This window comes from Pseudomonas marincola (assembly GCF_900682675.2).
Classification (GTDB): Bacteria; Pseudomonadota; Gammaproteobacteria; order Pseudomonadales; family Pseudomonadaceae; genus Aquipseudomonas; species Aquipseudomonas marincola.
This window is the reverse complement of record NZ_LR215729.2, coordinates 3239217-3262427: the sequence shown is the minus strand read 5'-3', so window position 1 is coordinate 3262427 and position 23211 is coordinate 3239217. Positions and strand designations below refer to the sequence as shown.

Below are 23211 nucleotides of genomic sequence, written 5' to 3'. Positions count from 1 at the left end.
AGGTACACCATGTCGGTGTTTACACACGTTGATTTCGACCAGCATCAGCACGTCGTCTACGGTCACGACAAAGCCAGCGGCCTGAAAGCCATCATTGCCATCCACAACACCAATCTTGGCCCCGCGCTTGGCGGCTGCCGGATGTGGCCGTATGCCGATGAAGAAGCAGCATTGCGTGATGTGTTGCGTTTGTCGCGCGGCATGACTTACAAGTCGGCGATGGCCAACCTGCCGCTGGGTGGCGGCAAAGCCGTAATCATCGGTGATCCGCACACGGGCAAAAGCACCGCGCTGTTTCAGGCGATGGGCGACTTTGTCGAGAGCCTCGGCGGTCGCTATATCACCGCTGCCGACTCGGGCACTGGCGTTGCCGAAATGCAGATAATGGCCGAGCGTACCCGCCATGTGGCCGGCGCCAATGCGCGTGAAGCGATCGGTGGCGGCCAGCGCAGCGGCGATCCGTCACCAGCAACGGCTTACGGGGTATTCTGCGGGATCAAGGTGGCTGTGCAGCAACGTCTGCAACGTGAAGATCTGCGCGGGCTCAAGGTGGCGATTCAGGGCGTCGGGCAGGTGGGCTTTACGCTGGCCAGGCACCTTAAAGAGGCTGGTGCCGAACTGTGGGTGACCGACATCGTCGAGGCCAATATGCGCCGCGCCGTTAATGAGCTGGGCGCGATTGCGGTCAGCGCTACAGATATCTACGGCCTTGATGTCGATGTGTTCGCACCGTGTGCGATGGGCGGAATCATCAACCGTCAGGTGCTTGAGGTGTTACGCGCGCCTATCATCGCCGGCGCGGCCAACAACCAGTTGGCCGATGCCTCCGTCGCAGAGGAGTTGCAGCTCAATAACGTGCTTTACGCGCCGGATTACGTGATTAACGCAGGCGGTATTATCGATATTTACTACGAGCGCAGTGGCGGTACTACTGAGCAATTAAAAGCGCATCTGGACGGTATCGGCGACACACTTAAGCAGGTCTTTGTGCAGGCGCAGCAGCAGGGCAGAACCACCACTGCTGTGGCTGATGCCATCGCCGTGCAAAGATTCAGCGTTCGCTAAACGAGCCGCTGCAACTTTAAACAGGCTCCAGCGCCAGACTAACGCCGTGCAACTGATAACCCAGCGTTTGATAAAAGCGCTGGGCATCGGCACGGTTGTTCCGGCTGGAAAGCGCCAGTTTGTAACAGCCCCAGTTACGCGCGCGTTCAGCGGCTTTGTGTACCAAAGCCTGACCCACTCCCAAGCCGCGCATATTGGCATCGACCACGACATCTTCAAGGATCGCCGAGCGGGCGAAGTTGTGCGCCAGATGCTCGATTAAATGCACGGTGCAGGTGCCCAATAGTTTGCCTTCGCGTTCGGCGACCAGCACTACACGGCCCTGATTTGGCTCGTTGAGGCGCATCGCCAGAATGACGGGGTCTGGCCTTGGCTCATCATCCCCCAACTGTTGGAGCAGTGAGGCGAGCGCATGGGCGTCGGTCGCGCAGGCAGCACGCACGCTGAAGTTGGCGAAGGGCGAGTCGGGGACAAGCTGTGCAATTGGCTGCGACATGCTGATTTCCTCCAGTGAGTGTTCTCAGTATGGCAATTGTGTTGTGGCAGTGGCATGACAAAACGGTCGATCATGGTTAAGATGCCGGCCGTTGTTTGCAATACCTCGTCTCCTTAGTTCAATGGATAGAATAAACCCCTCCTAAGGGTTAGATACTGGTTCGACTCCAGTAGGGGACGCCATCTTTCAGGTGCATTGCTGCACGCTAATTGCAGCAATCACTGCCCGGCGCATCTCTGCGCATCGTGATTATCATTTCCACAGCTCAGTATTCTGCGAAGCCTTTACGGGCCTCGCAGGGATGTATTGCTGTGGGTTAGCGTGTGGAGCTGCTGTAGCGGCGAACGCCGGATTCCGAGAGGTCGGCGTGGGCGGCGATGCTGCCCGGCGCGGGGAAGGCGACCAGATGATCGGCTGCTACGCGGATGCCCACGTTTTCACCGGGCTGGTGATCGGCATGGCTGGGGAAGATGGCTTCTAGCTGGCTGCCGGTATTCATTTGCAGGCGGTACAGGGTGGCCGCGCCGAGGAAGGTCTTGCCGATAATGCGTGCCTGCAGCTGGCTGTCGGGGGCGTAGACAATATCGTCAGGGCGCAGCAATACATCGACTGCGCTGCCCAATGGCCAGATATAGGCGCGGTTGCCGCCAATCACGCCCAATTCGGTTTGCACCGTGTCCGGGGTGAGCAACTGGCCGCGAATGAAGTAGCCCTGGCCGATAAAACTCGCCACAAACGGCGTGTGCGGCTCGTGGTAAAGGTTGTAGGGCGTATCCCATTGTTCGAGTTTGCCGTTGTTGAACACGCCAACGTGATCGCTAACCGCAAAGGCTTCTTCCTGATCATGGGTGACCAGAATGGCGCTAGTGCCGCGTGCCTTGAGGATCTCGCGAACTTCCTGGCTGAGGCGGCGGCGCAGTTCGCCATCGAGGTTAGAGAACGGCTCGTCCAACAACAGCAGGCTTGGGTCCGGTGCCAAGGCACGGGCCAGTGATACACGCTGTTGCTGGCCGCCAGACAACTCATGTGGATAGCGCTTGCTCAGGTGCGCAAGGTTGACCAGTTCGAGTAGCTCTTCGGTTCTGCGCGCACAGTCGGCGAGTTTGCGAATGCCGAATGCGACGTTCTCGGCGACGCTCAGGTGCGGGAACAGCGCGTAATCCTGAAACACCATGCCAATCCGGCGTTTTTCCGGGGCGAGGGTGAAACCCGGGCTGGAGATAACATCGCCAGCCAGCTGGATTTCGCCTGTATGAACTGGCTCAAAGCCTGCGATTGCGCGCAGGGTTGTGGTCTTGCCGCAGCCGGATGGGCCGAGCAAACAACCGATGTCACCGGCATTGAGGTGCAGGTTGAGGTCTTGTACAACCTTGTGCTCGTGATAACCACAGCTCAGGTTGTGCAGGTTGAGCAGCAATGACTGGCTCATGCGTGGTGGTACGCCGGCTCTACGAGAAACTCCAGCAGCGCTTTTTGTGCGTGCAGGCGGTTCTCGGCCTGGTCCCACGCCACGGAGCGCGGATCGTCGAGCAGGTCTTCGCTGATTTCCTCGCCACGGTGTGCCGGCAAGCAGTGCATGAACAGCACATCTTCGGCGGCCGCGTCGAGCAGCTCACGGGTCACTTGGTAAGGCTTGAAGCGCGCCATACGCTGCTCGGCTTCTTCTTCCTGCCCCATCGAGGCCCAGACGTCGGTGCTGACCAGATCCGCGCCGCGAACGGCTTCCATCGGGTCCTGAGTGACCAATACGCGATCGCCGTATTTGGCCAGCAACTCAGCGCTGGGCTCGTAGCCTTGCGGGCAGGCAACGCGCAGCTGGAAGTCGAATTGCTCGGCGGCCTCGATGTAGGAGTTGCACATATTGTTGCCGTCGCCGATCCAGGCCACGGTTTTGCCGGCAATGCTGCCGCGATGTTCAAAAAAGGTCTGCATGTCGGCCAGCAACTGGCACGGATGCAGGTCATCCGACAGGCCGTTGATTACCGGTACGCGCGAGTTGGCAGCAAACTCGGTGAGGGTGCTGTGGGCGAAGGTGCGGATCATCACCACGTCGAGCATGCGCGACATCACAATCGCCGCGTCGCCGATTGGCTCGCCACGGCCGAGTTGCGTATCGCGCGGCGAAAGGAAGATCGCCTGGCCGCCGAGCTGGATCATGCCGGCTTCGAACGAGACGCGGGTGCGGGTCGAGGCTTTCTCGAAAATCATGCCCAGTACGCGGTTTTTCAAAGGCTCGAACAAGACGCCGCGATTGCGCAAGTCCTTCAGCTCCATGCCTCGGCGGATCAGGCTCACCAGTTCGGTTGGTGTGCAATCCATCATCGAGAGAAAGTGTCTTGCGCTCATAACTCACATACCTTTTTGCAACAGGGTGCAGGCTCATTGGGCCGGTGGTAATCCGGGAATAGCAGAGCCAGCAGCAGAAGGCCGCAGCGTGCGACGAAACGGGGAAAGGCGAAATCTTATAAGGAAATGGCGATCCGGCGCAAATTGTCGGCTTAAACCCTGCAATAAAGCGTGTTATAGCCCGCCGTTGGGCTGTTTTTGCCGGGCTTATAACCGCTGCAATCGGCTGGCCTGATAGAGGTCGATTCATGAGACGAACGCTGCTGGCGGCGAGGCCCTGCGCGCGGCATAGTTATTGTAGTCGGTACTGAAACTGCCAGAATAAAAACCAGAGGCTTGGCCATGACCCATACCCAGCATCACCGTGCGTGCCATCTGTGCGAAGCGATATGCGGATTAACCATCGAAACTGCGCCCGCCGAAGACGGCTCCGAGCGCATTGTCTCAATCAAGGGTGATGCGCAGGACACCTTCAGTCGCGGCCATATCTGCCCAAAAGCAGTGGCCCTGCAGGATATCCAGAATGACCCTGATCGCTTGCACCGTCCCATGCGCCGCGTTGGCAGCGAGTGGCAGGCAATTGAATGGGATGAGGCGTTCACCCTGGTTGCTGAGCGCTTAAGCGAGATTCAGATGCGCCACGGCAAAAATGCCGTGGGCATTTATCAGGGCAATCCGAGCGTGCATAACTACGGGTTGATGACCCACAGCAACTATTTCCTCGGCCAGTTGAAAACCCGCAATCGGTTTTCGGCGACCTCGGTCGATCAACTGCCGCATCATCTCACCAGTTATCTGATGTACGGACACGGGCTGTTAATTCCGATTCCGGACATCGACAACACAGACTTCATGCTGATTTTGGGTGGCAACCCGCTGGCGTCGAACGGCAGCATCATGACCGTGCCGGACGTGGAGAAACGCCTCAAGGCGATCAAGGCGCGTGGCGGCAAGTTTGTTGTAGTGGACCCGCGTCGCAGCGAAACCGCAGCAATTGCCGACCAGCATGTCTTCGTCCGTCCCGGGCAGGATGCTGCCTTGCTGTTTGGCCTGCTGAACACCCTGTTCAGTGAAAACCTGACCCGTCAAAGCCACCTGCAAATTGCCGGCATCGAGCAGGTGAAGACGGCGATTGCAGACTTCACCGCTGAAGCCATGAGCGTTCGTTGCGGCGTACCCGCGCAAACAATCCGCCAGTTGGCGCGCGACTTTGCCAGCGCTGAAAAGGCGGTGTGTTACGGGCGCATGGGCGTATCGACGCAGGCATTCGGCACGTTGTGTCAGTGGCTGGTGCAACTGATCAATATGGTCACCGGCAATCTTGACTCGGTGGGTGGCGCGTTGTGCACCGAGCCGGCTGTCGATCTGGTTGCGGCCACTTCCGGCGGGCACTTCAACGTCTGGCAGAGCCGCGTGTCCGGCTTGCCCGAGTACGGCGGCGAATTACCCGTGGCGGCGCTGGCAGAAGAGATGCTTACCGAAGGCGAAGGGCAGATTCGGGCGATGATCACTGTGGCCGGTAATCCGGTGTTGTCGACGCCTAACGGTCGGCAGATGGAACAGGCGCTAGACGGTCTGGAGTTTATGCTCAGCATCGATTTCTACATCAACGAAACCACGCGCTACGCCGACCTGATTCTGCCGCCAACTGGGCCGCTGGAGCATGATCATTACGACACCACCTTTAATATGTTCGCGGTGCGTAACGTCACCCGCTTCAACCAGTCAGTATTGGCTAAACCGGCGGGCGCGTTGCACGACTGGGAAATATTCGTCGGCTTGGCCAAGGCTTTCGCCGAGAAGACCGACGCTCAGTTAAAGCCAACCATGGCGCCTTCGCAAATGATTGATATGGGGTTGCGGGCAGGGGCTTATGGCGACCGTTCCGCGCATAAACTATCGCTGCAAACCCTGGCCGATCATCCGCATGGGCTCGATCTGGGGCCGCTAAAGCCGAATCTGGCGGGGCGCTTGAAAACCGCCGATAAACGCATCAATGCCGCGCCAGAGGTGATTCTTGCCGACCTGCAACGTTTCGCCGCAGAGCCGGTACCGGCCGAGAACCAACTGTTGCTGATTGGCCGGCGCCATGTGCGCAGCAATAACTCCTGGATGCATAACTATCACCGTTTGGTGAAGGGCAAGCCACGTCACCAGCTATTGATGAACAGCGCAGACATGGCGGCGCGGGGATTGACTGATAAACAGCGCGTGCGAGTGCGTTCGCGCATCGGACAAATTGAGGTCGAGGTGGTCGCCAGTGAAGACATGATGCCGGGTGTTATCAGCCTGCCGCATGGCTGGGGACACGCGCGGCCCGGTGTGCAATTGGCCACTGCGACGGAGCAGCCGGGCGCCAGCGCCAATGACCTGACAGATGAGCGTCAGTTGGATAAGCTTTCAGGTAACGCGGCATTGAACGGTGTGCCGGTCGAGGTGGTGGCGGCCTGAGGGTGGCTGCCGTGGCGTTTTCAAAGCCGAGCATGGCGCTCGGTTTTTCGTTACAATGCAGCCACCGTGTCGACGTATGAGTCGAAAAGTTAAGACCTGAGGTGCCCAATGGATATCATCGAAACTATCAAAGAGCAGATCGCTAACAACACTGTTCTGCTTTACATGAAAGGCTCGCCGAATGCCCCGCAGTGCGGCTTCTCGTCGAAGGCTTCGCAGGTTGTGATGGCGTGCGGCGAGAAATTCGCTTACGTCGATATTCTGCAAAACCCGGAAATCCGCGCCAACCTGCCAAAGTACGCCAACTGGCCAACCTTCCCGCAACTGTGGGTTGGCGGTGAGCTGGTTGGCGGTAGCGATATCCTTGCCGAGATGTTTGATAAGGGCGAGCTGCAGACCCTGATCAAAGACGCCGTGCAAAAAGCTGAAGCCTAAGTTTGCCTCAGCAAGCTGAGTAACAAGTTACTCAGACAAAAACGGGAGCCAATGGCTCCCGTTTTTTATTGCCGCGAATTCCAGCCCCGCCCGAAAACAGAACCCTGTACCAGGAGGATGGATAGCGACGCGCAGCAACGCAATCCGTCGGGCGATTGTGCAGGCGCAAATGCCCCCGAGTGAATCCGGCAAATCGTCATGACGCAAACCGCGACGCGGATTCCATCCCCCGCCGAAAACCCAACACCCGGAGGATGGATAGCGTGCGCAGCAACGCAATCCGTCGAGCGATTGTGCGGGCGCAAATGCCGCTGAGTGAATCCGATAAATTGCTATGTCGGAAGCCGTGACGCGGATTCCATCCACCGTCGAAAACCCAACACCCGGAGGATGGATAGCGGCGCGCAGCAACGCAATCCGTCAGGCGATTGTGCTGGCGCAGATGCCGCCGAGTGAATCCGATAAATTGCAATGACGGAAGCCGCGTTGCGGATTCCATCCTCCGTCGAAAACTCAACACCCGGAGGATGGATAGCGGCGCGTAGCAACGCAATCCGTCGAGCGATTGTGCAGGCGCAGATGCCCCTGAGTGAATCCGATAAATTGTCATGTCGGAAGCCCCGATGCGGACTCCAATCCCGTCGAATCAACCCAACACGGAGGATGGATAGCGTGCGCAGCAACGCAATCCGTCGGGCGATTGCACGGGCGCAGATGGCCCCGAGTGAATCCGATAAATTGCAATGACGGAAGCCGCGTTGCGGATTCCATCCTCCGCCGAATCAACCCAGGAGGATGGATAGCGGCGCGCAGCAACGCAATCCGTCAAGCGATTGTGCAGGCGCAGATGCCGCCGAGTGAATCCGGCAAATCGTCATGACGCAAACCGCGATGCGGATTCCATCCCCCGTTGAAAACCCAGCACCCGGAGGATGGATAGCGTGCGCAGCAACGCAATCCGTCGGGCGATTGCACAGGAGCAGATACAACCGAATCAATCCGCGCATTCAACACATTCAGCCCAAACAAAAACAGGAGCCATTGGCTCCTGTTTCAACGTTGCTGACGATTTACTCGTCCATCTGCGACTGCAGGTAATTCTGCAAGCCCACTGCCTTGATCAGGCTCAGCTGAGTTTCCAGCCAGTCGATGTGCTCTTCTTCTGAGCAAAGAATATCTTCGAGCAATTCGCGGCTGGCGAAGTCACCAATGCTCTCGCAGTAGGCGATAGCATCTTTCAGGTCGCCATGGGCTTTGTGTTCGATCTTCAGGTCACACTCGAGCATTTCCTGAGTGTTTTCACCGATGAGAATCTTGCCCAGGTCTTGCAGGTTCGGCAGGCCTTCGAGAAACAGAATGCGCTTGATCAGCTTGTCTGCATGCTTCATCTCGTCGATGGATTCATGGTACTCGTGCTCACCAAGCTTCTTCAGACCCCAATCCTCGTACATGCGCGCATGCAGAAAGTACTGGTTGATCGCGACCAACTCGTTACCGAGGATCTTGTTCAGATGCTGGATGACTTTCTTGTCGCCTTTCATGTCCGGGCCTGCTGAGTGTCGGGGGAATTTGACTATCGATTTTGGCCCTGACTCTGCTAGCTGTCAAACCTAAGTATCTGAAAGTAAAGTGAAAATTAATCGCAATACGAATACTTTACTTCTGCATTAAAGCGCTAAGTATCTGAATTTCAGGCATAAAAAAACCGGATATGGCATCCGGTCTTTTTCACTGCATTCAATCAGGCGCTAATAAAATTTGCCGGAAAGGCCAAAGCGCTCTGGCTGCTGTGCATTTCACTCAGTGTTTCGCGAACGACTTTCTTGGCAAGGCATGCACATTTGCCGCACTGGCTGGCAACACCGGTGGCTTCACGGACATCACGGTAGCTGCAGCAGCCATCATAAATGGCTTCGCGGATCTTGCCGTCGGTGACACCTTCGCAGAGACAAACATACATAAGAAAGACTCGCTGCTAAGCAGTAGTAAGTGACCAAGATACTAATGCTAATGAGAATGCTTGTCAAAGACCGAATGCGAACGTTCTCATTTATAGAGCAAAACTCGATTAACGGTCGTGCGCTTATTACCTATTGCTTCGTCGCGGCTAGGGCATCGCACACCAAGCGGCACAAAAAGCGGTGGGCGAGGCCTAAAATCGAGGTGTATCATATTTCGTTCAAGTGACGCGGGCCGTGTCATTGTGCTGTCTTGCGATCATGCAAATTTAACGGCTCGCCGTTCACCTAATCATCCAAGGAGATATCGAATGAGCGTACTCGTAGGTAAGAAAGCCCCGGATTTCAACGTTGCAGCGGTACTGGGCAATGGCGAAATCGTTGAAGATTTCAGCCTGTCTACTGCGATCAAAGGCAAATATGGCCTGGTGTTTTTCTATCCTCTGGATTTCACCTTCGTATGCCCGTCCGAGCTGATCGCTCTGGATCACCGCATTCCTGAATTCAAAGCGCGCAACGTTGAAGTTGTTGGTGTGTCCATCGACTCCCACTTCACCCACAACGCATGGCGCAACACCCCAGTCGACAAGGGCGGCATCGGTCAGGTTTCTTACACCCTGGCAGCCGACATCAACCACGAAATCTGCAAGGCCTACGACGTTGAGTCCGAAGGCGGCGTTGCTTTCCGTGGCGCTTTCCTGATCGACCTGAACGGCGTTGTTCGCTCGCAGATTGTTAACGACCTGCCGCTGGGCCGTAACATGGACGAGCTGCTGCGTTTGGTTGACGCGCTGCAGTTCACCGAAGAGCACGGCGAAGTTTGCCCGGCTAACTGGAAGAAAGGTGACAAGGGCATGACTGCATCGCCAGAAGGCGTTGCTGCGTATCTGTCTGAGAACGCTTCCAACCTGTAAGCGCTTCGACGCTGTGAGTACGCACGGGTAACAATCCGTTGCCTTTGCTACTGCAATAAAAAACCGGCCTTGTGCCGGTTTTTTATTGCGTGAATGTTTTGTTGGAACAGCAGGGTATTGGTCAAGATCACGCGCAAAGCCAGCGCGATAAATTTTATAAAGCATTTGCGATGACAACACCCTTAAGGCTGGATCGGATGCCAATGTAAGCCCGTTGGTCGGTAATTCGCAGTGTTGTGCGCCCGGAAAATGCGTACAAATTAAGTTGTTGGGCTAGCCTCAGGTTGCAGTCGTTATGCCGATGTCATTTTGAACATGCGCTAAATCGCGGTCTGCATGGAGCAAACGCACTATGGATACCGACACAAGGAACCCCTGTGTAAGCCGTTTTATGTTGTTGCGCCAAGGCCCTAGTTGTCTAGTCGAATCAATTACTTTCATCGTGGTTACAGCACTGCCCGTTGCCGCGTTCGCTGTCGATGAATGTGGCGCGGATGGCGCAGGTCAAAGCACAATCAGTTGCAGTGCGGGTTCGTATGTGTCGGGGATTAATTACCAGGTCGCGGATGGCCTGACACTTATTCTGGATGATGCTGGCATCATCGTGGGTGAGGGCGGTGTATCCCTCGAGGCTGATGCCACCTCAACCGGTAATCTCAGCATTGAAGCGCGCAATTTTGCACCGTTTGTCACCACCGTAGATGGCACAGGCCTCGTTGCCATCAAACGGGGAACGGGTGATGTGTCGGTCACGGTGACGGGGGGCAGTGTCGCGATTACAGGTCCGACGCAATCACAGGCTCATGCCGTGTTCGCCCGAAATTTGGGCCAGGGCAATGCATCGGTGGAAGTAGCTGGCGGCACATTAACCACGGAAGGCAACAGTTCATTCGGCGCCTATGCACGGACAGATAATGCCAATGCAGGGTTAGCCTCAGCCCTGATGAGCGGTGGCTCAATTGAGACCACAGGAAGCAGCGCCTCGAGTGGTGTTGTCGCAGAAGCAGCGGGCACTGGGGGCGGTGCGGTCGCAACCATGACCGGTGGCTCAATTTTGGTACGAGGAAACAGTGCCAGTGGCCTCGAAACAATCGTAGGCAACGGACAAAGTATCGCGGATGCGATTACCACTTTTTCGGGCGGTAAAATTGAAGCGCAGGGCAATTCGAACGGTGTGTCTGCACGTAACTCCGGTACGGGCTCAGCAACTATTCATATTACCGGTGGCCAGATATCCGCGACTGAAGGCAATGTTGTCAGACTCGCAATGATTAATACCAATACCGTGGGTACTGGCAACGTCGTGATTGATGACGGTGAGTTGATTGGGGAAAGGGGTGGCGTTTTGTCGGTCAAGTCAGGGCCTGGTGACGTTGCTATCACCCTTAATGGAGGTTCGATCCGGACTACATTCGCGGGTAATGCTCCCGGTATTTTCACTCGTTCCGACCGGCAAGCTGGCGGAAATGATGGCAGTCTGATCATCAATATCAATGGCGGCACCATCGATACGGTGGGCAGCTCGGCTTTTGGCGCAGAAGCGCTGGCCGGCAGCAGAACCTCGACTTTTATCAATATGAGAGGAGGAGCCGTCACGACTGAAGGACGCGGTGCGACTGGACTTTTGGCGACCCACGGTAGCCAGACCGATGTGACCGGTTCTGCAAACATTTTGATGAGCGGCGGAAGCGTTACAACCAAGGACAGGGGGGCAGATGCGATTCTCGCCAGTCACGGTGGAACCGGCACAGTAGGCGCGGCCACTGCAATAATCACTGACGGTGTTATTAGCACCGCGGGCTTGGGCTCCAATGGTGTGTCTACCTTAATTACTTCCGCTTCCAACGGCAGCACAGCCGAGTCGCGTATAGAAGGTGGCACTGTGCAGACTACCGGGCAAAGGGCTGCGGGCGCTCGGGCACTCAACCGAGGCGCGGGAGCGGCAATTTCGGGTTTGTATGGCGGTACGCTGACCACCGCGGACAGCACCGGGCACGGTGTAATAGCAACATCGGAGGGGACGGGTGCTGCAACCGCTAATCTCGCTGGCGGTACTGCAACCACTCAAGGAAGCTCCGCGTATGGCGTGGCCGCAGAAGTCAGTAATGCAGCCTCCAGCGCTGCCGCAACTGTAAATGCAACCGGTGGCACCTTAAATACCTCGGGGGCGCTCGCACATGGTTTGTTTGCTACCAACGCGGGCTCTGGAAATGCGGTTGTCAGTAACCAAACCACAATCACTACCAGCGGAGGCAACGCTGATGCACTGCGGGCTGAGGTGACGGGTACTGGGCGCTATTCGGTGTCCGCAACCGGAGGCCTGGCAACGGGTGGCAGTGCTGGCGGGGCGGGTATTCGTGGTGTCGGGGCGGCGGGCGGTAACATCGATGTCGCTCAAGCAGCTGTCATAGACGGTTCTGCAGGTGCAGCCGGTATCGTCGCTGAGGGCGGCGCGGCCACCATCACCACATCGGGCACTATCCGTAATGGCATTACCACGGCCGCTGGAGCTGATGTTCTTAACTGGAATGCGGGAGCTATCGACTCGACTATAAACATGGGTGATGGCTCAGACACCGCATTGGTTACTGCAGCAGCCGACATGTCGGGCCTGCTGGTGGCCAACGGTGGCGATGATCTCGGCATTGCCGATGGCGCTGAAGATGAGCTGAAATTTCTAGCTGGCACGCGCGTAGTCGACGGTAGCTTGCTGACCAACTGGGAGCGGGTCCGTCTGGTAAGTGGTACCGATCTGGCGCTTTCAGGCACGCTGGCAACCGGTACCGGCGCGGGCCTTGGTGCAGACGGTTTGGGCTTTTGGATCGAGGATGGTTCGACGCTGCGCTTGGCCTCCACACTGGCCACGGTGATGGGCGACGTCACCAATTTAGGCACCATCGACCTGCAGAACAGTTCAGCCAACAACGTGTTGACCGTGACCAACAATTACCGCGCCGGCTCAGATTTGTTGATTGATACCGTGCTCGGCAATGACAACTCGGCCACCGATAAGTTGGTAGTCAATGGCAGCACTGCCGGCAATACCACGCTAACCGTCAACAACCTCGGCGGGCGAGGCGCGCTAACCACCAACGGTATTCAAGTGGTGCAGGTTGATGGCGCATCGAACGGCGGTTTTCTGTTGAAGGGAGATTTCGTTACCCCGGACAATCAACAGGCCGTTGTGGGCGGCGCTTACGCATATACCCTGCATAAAAATAGCCCGGCCGATCCGGCAGACGGAGACTGGTATCTGACTTCGCAGCGGCGTCCCGCGACGCCGATAACGCCTACGTTACCGCCTGCGCCCGTTGACCCAAATAATCCAACAGCTCCCGGCACCCCGACTGACCCAGGTTCGCCGACCAGTCCAGTTACCCCGCCGGCGCCGTCGGAGCCTGCACCCGTTGAGAACCTCGGGCCGCGTTACAGCCCTGGCGTGCCCTTGTATGAGCAGTACGCTCAGGCGCTTTTGGGGTTGGCAACATTGCCCACCATGCAGCAGCGAATTGGTAACCGTTATTGGCCGGTGGCGATTAATCAAAGTGAACTGGCTGTTAATACTGAAGGCCTTGAGGCAGAAGAGCCGAGCATTGAAGACGGAGCCAGTTGGATTCGCGTAGAAGGCAGTCATCGGCGCGATCACTACAACGTGTCCACCGCTAAGGCCAACACCGAAAGCCATAACTGGATGGCGCAAGCGGGCATCGATGCTCTGCTGAAAGAGCGTGATGATGGCAGCAAGTTATTCGGCGGTCTGACCGCTCACTACGGCGGCTCGCGTACTGACGTCGATGCTTTGGATGGCGATGGCAACATTAATATTCGCGGCTATGGCGCCGGATTAACGCTGACCTGGTTAAAAGAGAACGGTTTCTATGTCGACGGGCAGGCGGCCGTCACCTGGTTCGATTCTGACCTGGACTCGGATACCGCCGAGCGAACATTAACCAGTGATAACGATGGCAAAGGTTACGCGGTGTCGATTGAGAGCGGTAAGAAATACGTGGTCGACAACGAAACAACCCTGACTCCGCAGGCGCAATTGATTTACTCGCAGGTGGACTTCGACAGCTTTGACGACACCTTCGGCGCTGAGGTGTCGATGGATGATGCCGATAGCTTGGAAGCCCGCGTGGGCATCTCGGTCGATCGCAATGCCGCCTGGAAGGACGATGCCGATAAACTCCGTCGCAGCCATGTGTACGGCATTACCAACTTGTACTACGAGTTCTTGGACGGCACCCAAGTCGATGTTGCTGATGTCAAATTCAACAACCGGGCAGCGCGCATGCGGGCGGATGTAGGTGTGGGCGGCAGCTACAACTGGAACGATGACAAGTTGTCGTTGTATGGCGAGGTCTCGGTAGACACCAGCTTGAATAACTTCGGCGACAGCACCGGCGTTAATGGCACGGTGGGTTTACGCGTGAAGTTCTAAGGTATGGCCAAAAAAAACCGGCGCGAAGCCGGTTTTTTTATGTTCTTATTTATTCCGTCTTATTCCGTTAGGCCAGACAAATAGAGGCTTTCAGGCTAATATAGCGTCCTGATAATTCCAACCACTACCGGCTGAATCCAAAAAAATGTGTGGGGCTGGGTGAGGGTTTGATCAACAAGCGGGGCGAGTAATGGCACTGAATCCGAAAGAAGTTGAGCACCTACTTACACCAGGTAGACATCTCGATGGGGGTGGGTTGTATCTGGTTATTAGCACAACAGGTAGCAAATCATGGTTACTGCGTTATCAACTCAACGGTAAGCGCCGTGATATGGGTTTGGGGCCGTACCCTGCTGCGTCACTCAAAACTGCGCGATTAGCCGCTACAGATGCGCGAGCGTTGATACTTAAAGGTCTTGATCCTCTGGATGAGCGAAAAGCTCAGCAGCAGCGTCAGAAAGACCAGCAGGCCGTAGATAAAGCTAAGTCCATTACTTTCAAGACGGTACTGCTGGAGTACCATTTGGCGCACTGCCAAGGCCTCAGCGTCAGGTGGCGAAGTGGCTGGCTATCCAAGATGGAGCGCTATGCTTTACCTGTAATAGGCGAGCTCTCACCTAACCAAGTCGATACGGAGCATGTGCTGAGAGTCCTTCAGCCCATCTGGAACTCTAAGCCACGGACTGCTAATGAAGTACGCGCCCAGATTGAGTGCGTTTTAGATGCGGCTAAGGCACGTAATTTGCGAACAGGTGAAAACCCAGCCCGTTGGCGTGGTCACCTAGACAACCTATTGAGCAGGGCAGACAAAAGACGGGCGACTCAACGAACTAATCATCCCGCAATGCCGTGGCGTGATCTGCCTGCATTTATGCTGCGCTTGGCGAGCATGGGAGGCCGCGATCAGGCGGCGCTGCAACTGATAATCTTGACAGCAGCACGCGCTGGCATGGTTCGCTTTGCCACTTGGGATGAGTTCGACCTAGAAGCCGCTACCTGGCACCTGCCAGCGGAACGCATGAAAACTCGTCAGCCTTTCACCGTCCCTTTACCTGACCAAGCTGTTGAATTATTGCGATCTATACCTCGTACAGTGGGCAACTCCTATCTGTTTCCAGGCCAGGGCAGTAAGTCGAAAGTTATCCACGTTGGTGCAACCTTCAATCTATTGCGATCTATGGGGCATAGCGACATTACAACCCACGGCTTTCGTGCCACCTTTCGCACCTGGGCAAGTGAATGTACCCACTACCCGCGAGAGGTTTGTGAGATGTCACTCGCCCATGATGAACGAGGTCAAACTGAAGCCGCATACAGTCGCAGCGACTTACTGGAGAAGCGTCGTGTGCTTATGCAGGCTTGGGCTGACTACGCCACCTCTGCACCGGTTAATAATGTGGTTCATGGCGCATTTGGGAGGCTATGAGCTTGAGCAGAAAATATACTGGCGACCTGGCGAAGCCTTATCAGCCAGAAAGATTGGGCCCTTTGGCTTCTGACGAATTAAAGGAGTCGTGGCGCCGGAAAGTCTTTGCCGAAAAAAAACAACGGATGGGATTACTGTTTGACTTGTATGGATTTGAGGTCGGAGATTGGGAGGGCCTGGCATGGGGCTTAGCAACAGATCACGTACCTGGAATGAAGTTAGGTGAGAGGTCTGGCAGACAAAAAAAATGGGACGATTACACAAGAGCCATGCTTGTATTGTGTGTTGAAGAAACCGGCCTCTCGGTCACTAACGCAGCCGCATTTCTTGCGGAGCAGGAGCCTTGGAAAAGCTTTCTAGGGCCTTCTAGTGGGGCCAGTCGATTGCGTGATGAGTATCACCGTCAGTCTGATCACAAAGTGCAAGCCTTAGTGCGCGATGCGTGTGATGCGCAAGGAGTCACCCCAGTCGAGTTTGCGCGTAAATACTTAGCGCCATAATTACGCACACGACCACTACAATTCCGAGCAATAGTATTGGTGTTCATGGCGTTCCAACAATATGGAGCGCTCTTATTCGTGAGGAGCGAACATGAACACTGCAACAATCGATACTTCCCCCATCAGGATTCTGCGCCGACCTGAAGTCGAAAAGCGTATTGGGCTTGGTCGCTCAACAATCTATCTGCATATGCAACAAGGTACTTTCCCGAAGCCAATTCGCTTGGGTTCCGGTGGTGCCGCTGCGGTCGGATGGCTGGAGCATGAAATTGACGCTTGGTTACACGAGCAGGTAAGCAAAAGCAGAGTTAGTAGCACCCGCGCATGAAAAAGCCGGACGTGAGGGCGTCCGGCTGTGCCTGTCATTGATCAAAGCAGTGATGGCACGCTGATTGTCTCACCCTGTCTGGCCTTCGACAATATTGAGGGCAATTTATATGAGCATCAAAGATAAGATGCAGGCTCAGTGCGGCCTGATTAATGGCGAACCTTTACAGGACGGCAAGATTCACCGATTCCACGCTTACGGCGACCGGCCAGGTCACGATAGTGGCTTCTACTTGTACTTTCCGGACGGAGCAGCTTGCTGGTTTTCAAAGCATCTTCACAGCGCTGGATTTTGTCATGGTTCAGACCCCCGTAACGGGAGGGGCTGAGTTATGGCTCGTTCACGCAACATAAAGCCTGGATTCTTCAAAAACGAGATGCTGGCCGAACTCCCGGCCTTTGACCGATTACTTTTCGCTGGTTTGTGGTGCCTAGCCGACCGGGAGGGGCGTATCGAGAATCGTCCAAAGCGGATCAAAATGGAGCTTTTCCCTTGTGATGACTACCAAGTAGATCAGGGGCTTGCGGCGCTGGAGCAGGCGGGATTTATCGAGCGATATTCAGTTGCGGGCTGGTCGGTGATTGAGGTGTTGAACTTCGCAAAACATCAGAGGCCACACGGCACTGAAAAGGACGGGACGCTACCAGACAAGCACGGGGAGTTAACAGTTCATGAACGTAAGAAAAATGGTTGCGTAACTGGAGACAAACACAAAACCCACGTTCAACCACCGTTAGATAACGCCCTGATACCTGATACCTGATACCTGATACCTGATACCTGATACCTGATACCTGATTCAGCCCTCGCCCCCGCTCTTGCTCTTGATCTACCAAGACGATTGAAAATCGTTGACTTTGATCTTGGCCCGAGTGGGGCCCCGCTTGCGGGGTCGAGGGCTTGCACTTTTTCACGGGCTCAGCCGATGGGCAAGTGCATCTGGTCGGTGTCGATGGTGGGTTGGACTTCGGTTAGCTACCTGTTTCCTGGCCAGGGTGGTGGTGTGCTAGGCAAGGTAAAGGGACGGCGGCTGGGGGCGATCATTCGCAAGCGAGGTGTTCGATGGGCATGACTGAGTATGTGGAGTTCAGCGATACGGTCATCAGAGAAGCGGCGGTGGATGACTTTGTGCGTGACCTGCGAGACCGGCGCTATCCTGGATTACGGTTGCGCTTCCGAGGGGATCGACGGTACGCCAGTTGGGATCTGCGTCAGGACGGCAAATGGAGGAAGGTCGGTAACTGGCCGCAAATAGAGTGGAAGGCGATGCATTCGGCGTTGCCGGGGTATGAGCTAGCGTTAGGACTGGAAGGTAAGACTGTGCGTCTGATGGGTGAGTTTGTCACGGTGGGCGATCTGCTGACTTGGCATTTGGAGCGTCAACTGAACAACGCGGAACTCTCTAAGCTGCGCAAGGCGGTCTGTCGGTCGATGTTCAGGAGGTGGCTTCTCCCGCACCTAGGCATGTTGCCGCTTGCGGAAGTGAACCGGGCGACCGTGGACCGGCTGTTGATTCAGCCGATGCAGGCGAAGTTGAAGCCGGCAAGCGTCTGTAATTGCTACCGGATGTTATTGGCGGCGATCCATGCTGCGCGTCGACTGGAACTGCTGACACGCAATCCACTGGAGGGCGTGATGTTTCCCGACTTCGGGTTGAGACCGATCAGACCTAAGGAAGCGAGGTTACTGCCCAAAGATGCCGGTGCGGTGGCCAGCCTGCTGGCGGAGCGTTTCGCGTCCGCGCCGCGTGATTGCATGCTGGCGCTGCTGATGTTGTTGCACGGGACGCGGGTTGGTGAGACGCGGCGAGCGCGCTGGGTGGATTTTGATCTTGACGCCGGTTGGTTGGTGATCCCGGCTGATCTGACCAAGACGCGGACGCAGCATGAGATACCGTTGACGCCCGGGGTGGTGGCGCTTGTGAGGCGGTATCGGGAGACGCGGGGGGAGAAACGAAGTGTTTACCTGTTTCCTGGGGGCGGTGGCCGACCACTTTCGGCACAAGGGGCCGCGCAGGCTATACAGATGCTGAGTGGTGGGGCGTGGTCGAGTCACGACCTTCGCAAGTTGGCGCGTGCTGGGTGGGCTGAGCAAGGGGTAGATTATTTGGTGGGTGAGCTGTTGCTTAACCATGCGCCGCCTGGACTGGCGTCGACATATATCCAGACGGATCTGGCCCAGAAGAAGCGGGAGGCGTTGGAGGGGTGGCACGGGGCAGGGAATGGACGATCACAAGGGTTGGATCTGTCATCGCGGTTTGAGTGGTTTATTCGATTCGATTAAATGGGCACTAGGCGCTGAGGGGCGTTCTATATGGGCGCGCTGCGGGTGGCCGGATTGCGCTCATAAAGTGGTGCTTTTAGGGGCGTATTCTTGGGGTGTTTGGGAAGTAGATTAATCGCGGCGTTGGCCACTGGGTAAAGGTGCTGGGCAGCGCTATGAAGTGCGGGGTAGAAGGGGCGGTGGCGTGTTGAGGAGTTGTAGCAGTGAAGGGGATGCATTCTCCAGGGTGACTAATTCTGGCTTCAGCGGTACAGCGCTCTGCGGCGGGGCTCTCAAGCCTTCGCCGCGATGGCTTGCATGGAGGTAAATATTGTCCACCCGGGCCGGCTGCCGCGTCTGCAATTTTTGCAGTTGTCATAACTGCAAGGAAATCAATGGGCTGCGGTGGAAATAAGGGTAGAAATCCTGGTGAGTCAGGCGTGCAGATTTTCGGCGTGAGCTCTGATCTGGGCTGATAGCACCTGCTGGTCGGGTTGTCGCCTCTTTCGCCGCTGGTCTGTCCGACCTAGGTTAAGTATTGGGGCGGCGATTGGTGGCAGGTAGAATCCGAGACGTTTCAGGTGGTTGACATCCCAGCCACGCTATCGGAGCAGCGCATTCAAATGGCTAAACCCTCTATTTCTCAGCACTTCGTCAACCTAGGCGCACCATTGCGTAATGTCGTCAACTCGTGGGGAGCAGTCCGCGAAAGCGATGGGGCGGTGTTCCTGCGCGTGTGGCGAGACCGGCGCCGGCAGATCGACGTGCGTTGGTTCCGGCAACTGCTACACAAGGCTAGCGAGTTGAAAGTTGGATACGTGGAGCGCATAGAACATATCGACCTGATACGCGCCGGGGCGCCTGCATACATGGTGATAGTCACCGCGGCGGATCCAGAAGCCAGTCCCCGCAAAATTGGCTCGTATACTCCTGATCGGTTAGTGCCGATTGGCGAGCTGGTGGAGATCGATGGCGAGGTGTGGGGGGAGTGCCTGCCTCCCGTCGCTACCCGCCATTGAATATGCTGGGAATCGAAGGCAGGCGAGATTCCCGCGGTGTAGGACGTATCAAAACAATCGGAGGCGGCGCGGCGGACTGCGCCTTTCACAAATGAGAACACTACTGATGCTAACGACACTGGCGCTGCTGAGTGGCTGCGCAAGTGTGCTGAATTCTGACTTTGTTCGCTGGGCGTCGGCTCCGCGCGCTTATTACCAGAGCCAGAGCTATCAACAAGCCCCAGTGCTGGCGCCGAACGGGCAGTCGGTCTATCAACAAGCCCCAGGACTGACGCCGAACGGTCAGCCTGTTTATGACGTCAGCCAATGCATCGGCGCTGTGGTAAATGGCGTCTGCCATGGATCGACTATGGGCGCACCAGTTGCTCGTTGCTATGGATCCATGCTCAATGGCCAGTGCATCGGGCCGCAGTTCTGACTAACCCCACGCGCCCTAATTATGTGGGGCTGGGCGTGGGGTTGGATAGAAATTAAATTAGAGGTCCGCTTATCACGTGGTATATAGGTTATAGAAAACCGGCGCAAAGCCGGTTTTTTTATGCACGCGTAAGAGCCTCAGACTAGTCGTCGAAGTCCATCCAACCGCCCATTTCTTTCCAGCGATTGACGATGCCGCAAAACAGCTCGGCAGTTTTTTCGGTGTCGTAGCGCGCTGAGTGCGCCTCGCGACCGTCAAACTCGATTGCTGCTGCCTGACAAGCTTTGGCCAATACGGTTTGGCCATACGCCAGACCGGCCAGTGTGGCAGTGTCGAAGCTTGAGAACGGATGGAACGGGTTGCGTTTGATACCGGTACGCGCGACGGCCGCGTTGAGAAAGCCCAAGTCGAAGCTGCTGTTGTGCCCTACCAGAATGGCGCGTTTGCAGCCGTTGGCTTTCAGCGACTTGCGCAGGCCACGGAAGATCTCGGTGAGCGCGTGCTCTTCAGTCACTGCCATGCGCAGCGGATGATCGAGCTTGATGCCGGTGAACTCCAGCGCCGCCTGTTCGATATTGGCGCCTTCGAACGGTTCAATCCGGAAAAAGTGGGTGTGATCCGGATAGAGAAAGCCTTGTTCGTCCATTGCAACGGTGGTCGCCGCAATCTCCAACAAGGCGTCGGTGGCGCTATTGAAGCCACCGGTCTCAACATCCACCACTACCGGCAGGTAACCACGAAAGCGTGCCGCCATCGGGTGACGCGGGCCGCTTGGGCCGGTGTCTTCCTGTTCGTCGTCGTACTGATCTTCACTCACTCGGTTGCCTCCAGCAGGCGCCAGTTAAGGGTTTCGCCCGCTCGCAGGGGAATTACGCTGTTGTCGCCCAGCGGCAAGGTGGCAGGGGCTTGCCAAGGCTCGCGAACCAGGGTGATGGTGTCGGTGTTACGCGGTAAACCGTAGAAGTCCGGGCCATTCTGGCTGGCGAATGCTTCAAGTTTGTGTAGGGCGTTGCGCTGCTCGAATGCCTCGGCATACAACTCGATTGCAGCATAGGCGGTGTAGCAGCCTGCGCAACCACAAGAGGTTTCCTTGGCTTGCTGGGTGTGCGGCGCAGAATCCGTGCCGAGGAAGAATTTGGTGCTGTCGCTCGTGGCCGCGTCCAGCAGGGCTTCCTGGTGTACGTTGCGCTTGAGAATCGGCAGGCAATAGAAGTGCGGACGAATCCCGCCAACCAGCATGTGGTTGCGGTTATACAGCAGGTGGTGAGCGGTGATGGTCGCGCCAACGTTGGCCGGAGCGGCTTTGACGAACTCGACTGCATCGCGTGTGGTGATGTGCTCGAACACCACTTTAAGTGTCGGGAAGCGCTCGACAACGCGGCTCAGGTGCTCATCAATAAAGACTTTTTCGCGGTCGAAGACATCGATCTCACCACGCGTCACTTCACCGTGAACCAGAAGCGGCAGGCCAACCTCGGCCATGGCTTCGAGCGTCGGGAAAATCTTGTCGACGCTGGTCACGCCAGAGTCCGAGTTAGTCGTGGCACCAGCCGGATACAGCTTGGCCGCATGGATAAAACCACTGGCCTTGGCCGCGCGCACATCGGCAGGGCTGGTCAGGTCGGTGAGGTACAGCACCATCAGCGGCTCGAAGCGGCTACCGGCCGGACGTGCAGCCAGAATGCGCTGACGGTAGGCGTCGGCTTGCTCGGTGTTGCGCACCGGCGGCACCAGGTTTGGCATGATGATGGCGCGGGCAAACGTACGCGCGGCATCAGCCACCGTGTGGTTCAACACAGCGCCATCGCGCAGGTGAATATGCCAGTCGTCAGGACGCAGCAGAGTAAGGCGGTCAGTCATGGAGGTATCCAGGCGGGTATAACATGGCACGAATGCTACCGGAAAAGCCTATGCAGGGCACGCAGGGCGGGCGACTAAAGCCGACATGGATCAGTATTTAGTACATTTCAGAGCCATCTGAGCGTCTATGTTCATGGCTTTATCGGCTAACGAGGCCAAAGTTGCCAGCGTTTGCGGTTTAAAGTTTTGCGTTGCAGGGCCGACAGTACAGGCAACTTTGTCTGTCATTGTGGAACTTAACGTGCCTCGGTCGCGACTTGCTCTCTGCTGTTTATTACTCAACCTGCCACTCGTCGCGAGTGCCTGGGGCGTGAGTTTTCAAACGCGCCTGGAAAAGGCCGAGTGGACAGTCAGTGGTGATCAGTTCGAGTGTCGCCTGAGCCAGCCGGTGACTGGTTTCGGCAGTGGCGAGTTTGTGCGCCGGGCGGGTGAGCGCGCGGTGTTTCGCTTGCATTCGGCGCAAAATAGCCTGAGCGCTGGCTCGGCCACCCTGATTGCCGCCGCCGCGCCCTGGCAGCCCGGTCGTGGCGATATTAATCTGGGGGCGGTGCGAGCGACTGGCGGGGCTACGCCATTCAATGCATCGTTCAATCAGAGTGGGCGACTGCTCGCAGGTTTGCTCGAAGGGCGGAGCCCGCTGGTGCGCTACAGCGCGCGCGGTGGTGAGTCGCTTGAAGTGCGTTTGCTGCCGGTGCGCTTCAGCCAGGCCTACGATAAATATCTGGACTGCGCGGCCAAGTTGCTGCCGGAAAACTTTGATCAGCTCAAGCAGAGCCGCATCGGTTTTCCCGGCGGTGGCGTGGATTTGGATCCCGCAGGCCAGGCCAGATTGGATGCACTGCTGGCCTACCTCAAGGCCGATCCGAGCATTAATCATCTGCTGATTGAGGGCCATGCCGACAACAGTGGTTCGCGCCTGACCAATCGCGATCTCTCAAGACGCCGCGCAGAGGCGGTGGTCAACTATCTCAAGGCGCATGGCGTAGCAGACGATCAACTGACCATGCGCTTTCACGGTGAACGTTATCCGCTGGTGCCGAACACCAATAATGCCAATCGGGCGAAAAACCGCCGGGTGGCGATCCAGCTTGAGCGCCTGCCGCAAACCCCGGATAAACCTGCTGAAAGTAGCGAAACCAAAGCATTGGCCACCGCTTCCTGAGCTGTGACGGATGGTCGCTCCGATGAAAGGTATTGTCGCTTGTTGATCAGAAGCTGTCGCGCCACTGTAAATTCACGCTAAGGGCCAGTAGAATAGGCGGTTTTCCGTACAACCCCGTGGAGTTGATGGC

General features: G+C 56.6%; 20 protein-coding genes and 1 tRNA gene. 14 read left to right on the top strand and 7 right to left on the bottom strand.

Going from position 1 to position 23211, the window contains the following annotated elements; all coding sequences use genetic code 11:
* Nucleotides 1–9 precede the first annotated feature (9 nt).
* A complete protein-coding gene (locus PMYSY11_RS15215; RefSeq protein ID WP_150547328.1) occupies nucleotides 10–1065 on the top strand; it encodes a Glu/Leu/Phe/Val dehydrogenase dimerization domain-containing protein in 1056 nt (351 codons plus the stop codon).
* A gap of 16 nt (nucleotides 1066–1081) precedes the next feature.
* Here PMYSY11_RS15215 and PMYSY11_RS15210 read toward each other — a convergent pair whose 3' ends face one another.
* The gene (locus PMYSY11_RS15210) at nucleotides 1082–1561 is read right to left on the bottom strand and encodes a GNAT family N-acetyltransferase (protein ID WP_150547327.1); all 480 of its coding nucleotides are present in this window, start codon (nucleotides 1559–1561) and stop codon (nucleotides 1082–1084) included.
* Nucleotides 1562–1668: 107 nt separating this feature from the next.
* On the opposite strand from PMYSY11_RS15210, the gene PMYSY11_RS15205 reads away from it, so the two are divergent.
* Nucleotides 1669–1743 (top strand) — tRNA-Arg (locus tag PMYSY11_RS15205).
* Between the two features lie 134 nt (nucleotides 1744–1877).
* On the opposite strand, the gene PMYSY11_RS15200 is transcribed toward PMYSY11_RS15205, so the two are convergent.
* Together PMYSY11_RS15200 and argF are read right to left on the bottom strand one after the other, a co-directional pair.
* Nucleotides 1878–2990 carry an ABC transporter ATP-binding protein gene (locus PMYSY11_RS15200; RefSeq protein WP_150547326.1) on the bottom strand — a complete coding sequence of 371 codons (1113 nt, stop codon included), beginning with the start codon at nucleotides 2988–2990 and terminating at the stop codon, nucleotides 1878–1880.
* On the bottom strand, nucleotides 2987–3907 hold the full coding sequence (gene argF / locus PMYSY11_RS15195) for an ornithine carbamoyltransferase (protein WP_069899356.1): 921 nt from the start codon (nucleotides 3905–3907) through the stop codon (nucleotides 2987–2989). Before argF ends, PMYSY11_RS15200 begins: the two co-directional genes overlap by 4 nt.
* 342 nt (nucleotides 3908–4249) lie before the next feature.
* Here argF and PMYSY11_RS15190 point away from each other — a divergent pair, with 342 nt between their 5' ends.
* On the top strand, nucleotides 4250–6358 hold the full coding sequence (locus tag PMYSY11_RS15190; protein WP_150547325.1) for a molybdopterin oxidoreductase family protein: 2109 nt from the start codon (nucleotides 4250–4252) through the stop codon (nucleotides 6356–6358).
* 108 nt (nucleotides 6359–6466) lie between these two features.
* Nucleotides 6467–6793, top strand: a complete 327-nt coding sequence (grxD, locus tag PMYSY11_RS15185; RefSeq protein WP_069899354.1) for a Grx4 family monothiol glutaredoxin — start codon at nucleotides 6467–6469, stop codon at nucleotides 6791–6793.
* A 1070-nt stretch (nucleotides 6794–7863) separates the two neighbouring features.
* Here grxD and bfr read toward each other — a convergent pair.
* Together bfr and PMYSY11_RS15175 are read right to left on the bottom strand one after the other, a co-directional pair.
* A complete protein-coding gene (gene bfr, locus PMYSY11_RS15180) occupies nucleotides 7864–8334 on the bottom strand; it encodes a bacterioferritin (protein WP_069899353.1) in 471 nt (156 codons plus the stop codon).
* Nucleotides 8335–8534: 200 nt separating this feature from the next.
* A complete protein-coding gene (locus PMYSY11_RS15175; RefSeq protein WP_090508751.1) occupies nucleotides 8535–8753 on the bottom strand; it encodes a bacterioferritin-associated ferredoxin in 219 nt (72 codons plus the stop codon).
* Nucleotides 8754–9062: 309 nt separating this feature from the next.
* Between PMYSY11_RS15175 and PMYSY11_RS15170 the strand changes: the two genes are divergently transcribed.
* From PMYSY11_RS15170 to PMYSY11_RS15130, 9 genes are all read left to right on the top strand, one after another.
* The gene (locus PMYSY11_RS15170; RefSeq protein WP_069899350.1) at nucleotides 9063–9665 is read left to right on the top strand and encodes a peroxiredoxin; all 603 of its coding nucleotides are present in this window, start codon (nucleotides 9063–9065) and stop codon (nucleotides 9663–9665) included.
* Nucleotides 9666–10203: 538 nt separating this feature from the next.
* Complete coding sequence (locus tag PMYSY11_RS15165) at nucleotides 10204–14106, top strand: autotransporter outer membrane beta-barrel domain-containing protein (protein WP_172970623.1); 3903 nt, start codon at nucleotides 10204–10206, stop codon at nucleotides 14104–14106.
* Between the two features lie 190 nt (nucleotides 14107–14296).
* Nucleotides 14297–15532, top strand: coding sequence for a tyrosine-type recombinase/integrase (locus tag PMYSY11_RS15160; protein WP_150547323.1), 1236 nt, complete (start codon nucleotides 14297–14299; stop codon nucleotides 15530–15532).
* Nucleotides 15533–15534: 2 nt separating this feature from the next.
* Nucleotides 15535–16032 carry a hypothetical protein gene (locus PMYSY11_RS15155; RefSeq protein WP_204881714.1) on the top strand — a complete coding sequence of 166 codons (498 nt, stop codon included), beginning with the start codon at nucleotides 15535–15537 and terminating at the stop codon, nucleotides 16030–16032.
* 91 nt (nucleotides 16033–16123) lie between these two features.
* A complete protein-coding gene (locus tag PMYSY11_RS15150; protein WP_150547321.1) occupies nucleotides 16124–16360 on the top strand; it encodes a helix-turn-helix transcriptional regulator in 237 nt (78 codons plus the stop codon).
* A gap of 331 nt (nucleotides 16361–16691) precedes the next feature.
* Nucleotides 16692–17123 (top strand): hypothetical protein, encoded by a 432-nt coding sequence (locus tag PMYSY11_RS15145; protein WP_197737956.1) that lies wholly within the window; start codon nucleotides 16692–16694, stop codon nucleotides 17121–17123.
* A gap of 305 nt (nucleotides 17124–17428) precedes the next feature.
* Complete coding sequence (locus PMYSY11_RS15140) at nucleotides 17429–18643, top strand: tyrosine-type recombinase/integrase (RefSeq protein ID WP_172970622.1); 1215 nt, start codon at nucleotides 17429–17431, stop codon at nucleotides 18641–18643.
* A 602-nt stretch (nucleotides 18644–19245) separates the two neighbouring features.
* Nucleotides 19246–19641 carry a hypothetical protein gene (locus tag PMYSY11_RS15135; RefSeq protein WP_150547319.1) on the top strand — a complete coding sequence of 132 codons (396 nt, stop codon included), beginning with the start codon at nucleotides 19246–19248 and terminating at the stop codon, nucleotides 19639–19641.
* A 106-nt stretch (nucleotides 19642–19747) separates the two neighbouring features.
* Entirely contained in the window at nucleotides 19748–20059 is a 312-nt protein-coding gene (locus PMYSY11_RS15130; protein ID WP_150547318.1) for a hypothetical protein, read from the top strand.
* Between the two features lie 142 nt (nucleotides 20060–20201).
* Here the strand turns inward: PMYSY11_RS15130 and rnt are convergent, their stop codons facing one another.
* Nucleotides 20202–20876 (bottom strand): ribonuclease T, encoded by a 675-nt coding sequence (gene rnt / locus PMYSY11_RS15125; protein WP_069899348.1) that lies wholly within the window; start codon nucleotides 20874–20876, stop codon nucleotides 20202–20204.
* The gene (gene pyrC / locus PMYSY11_RS15120) at nucleotides 20873–21919 is read right to left on the bottom strand and encodes a dihydroorotase (RefSeq protein WP_069899347.1); all 1047 of its coding nucleotides are present in this window, start codon (nucleotides 21917–21919) and stop codon (nucleotides 20873–20875) included. The genes rnt and pyrC overlap by 4 nt, the downstream gene beginning before the upstream one ends.
* Nucleotides 21920–22160: 241 nt before the next feature.
* Here pyrC and PMYSY11_RS15115 point away from each other — a divergent pair, with 241 nt between their 5' ends.
* Nucleotides 22161–23081 carry a flagellar protein MotY gene (locus PMYSY11_RS15115; RefSeq protein ID WP_172970621.1) on the top strand — a complete coding sequence of 307 codons (921 nt, stop codon included), beginning with the start codon at nucleotides 22161–22163 and terminating at the stop codon, nucleotides 23079–23081.
* The last annotated feature ends 130 nt before the right edge of the window (nucleotides 23082–23211 follow it).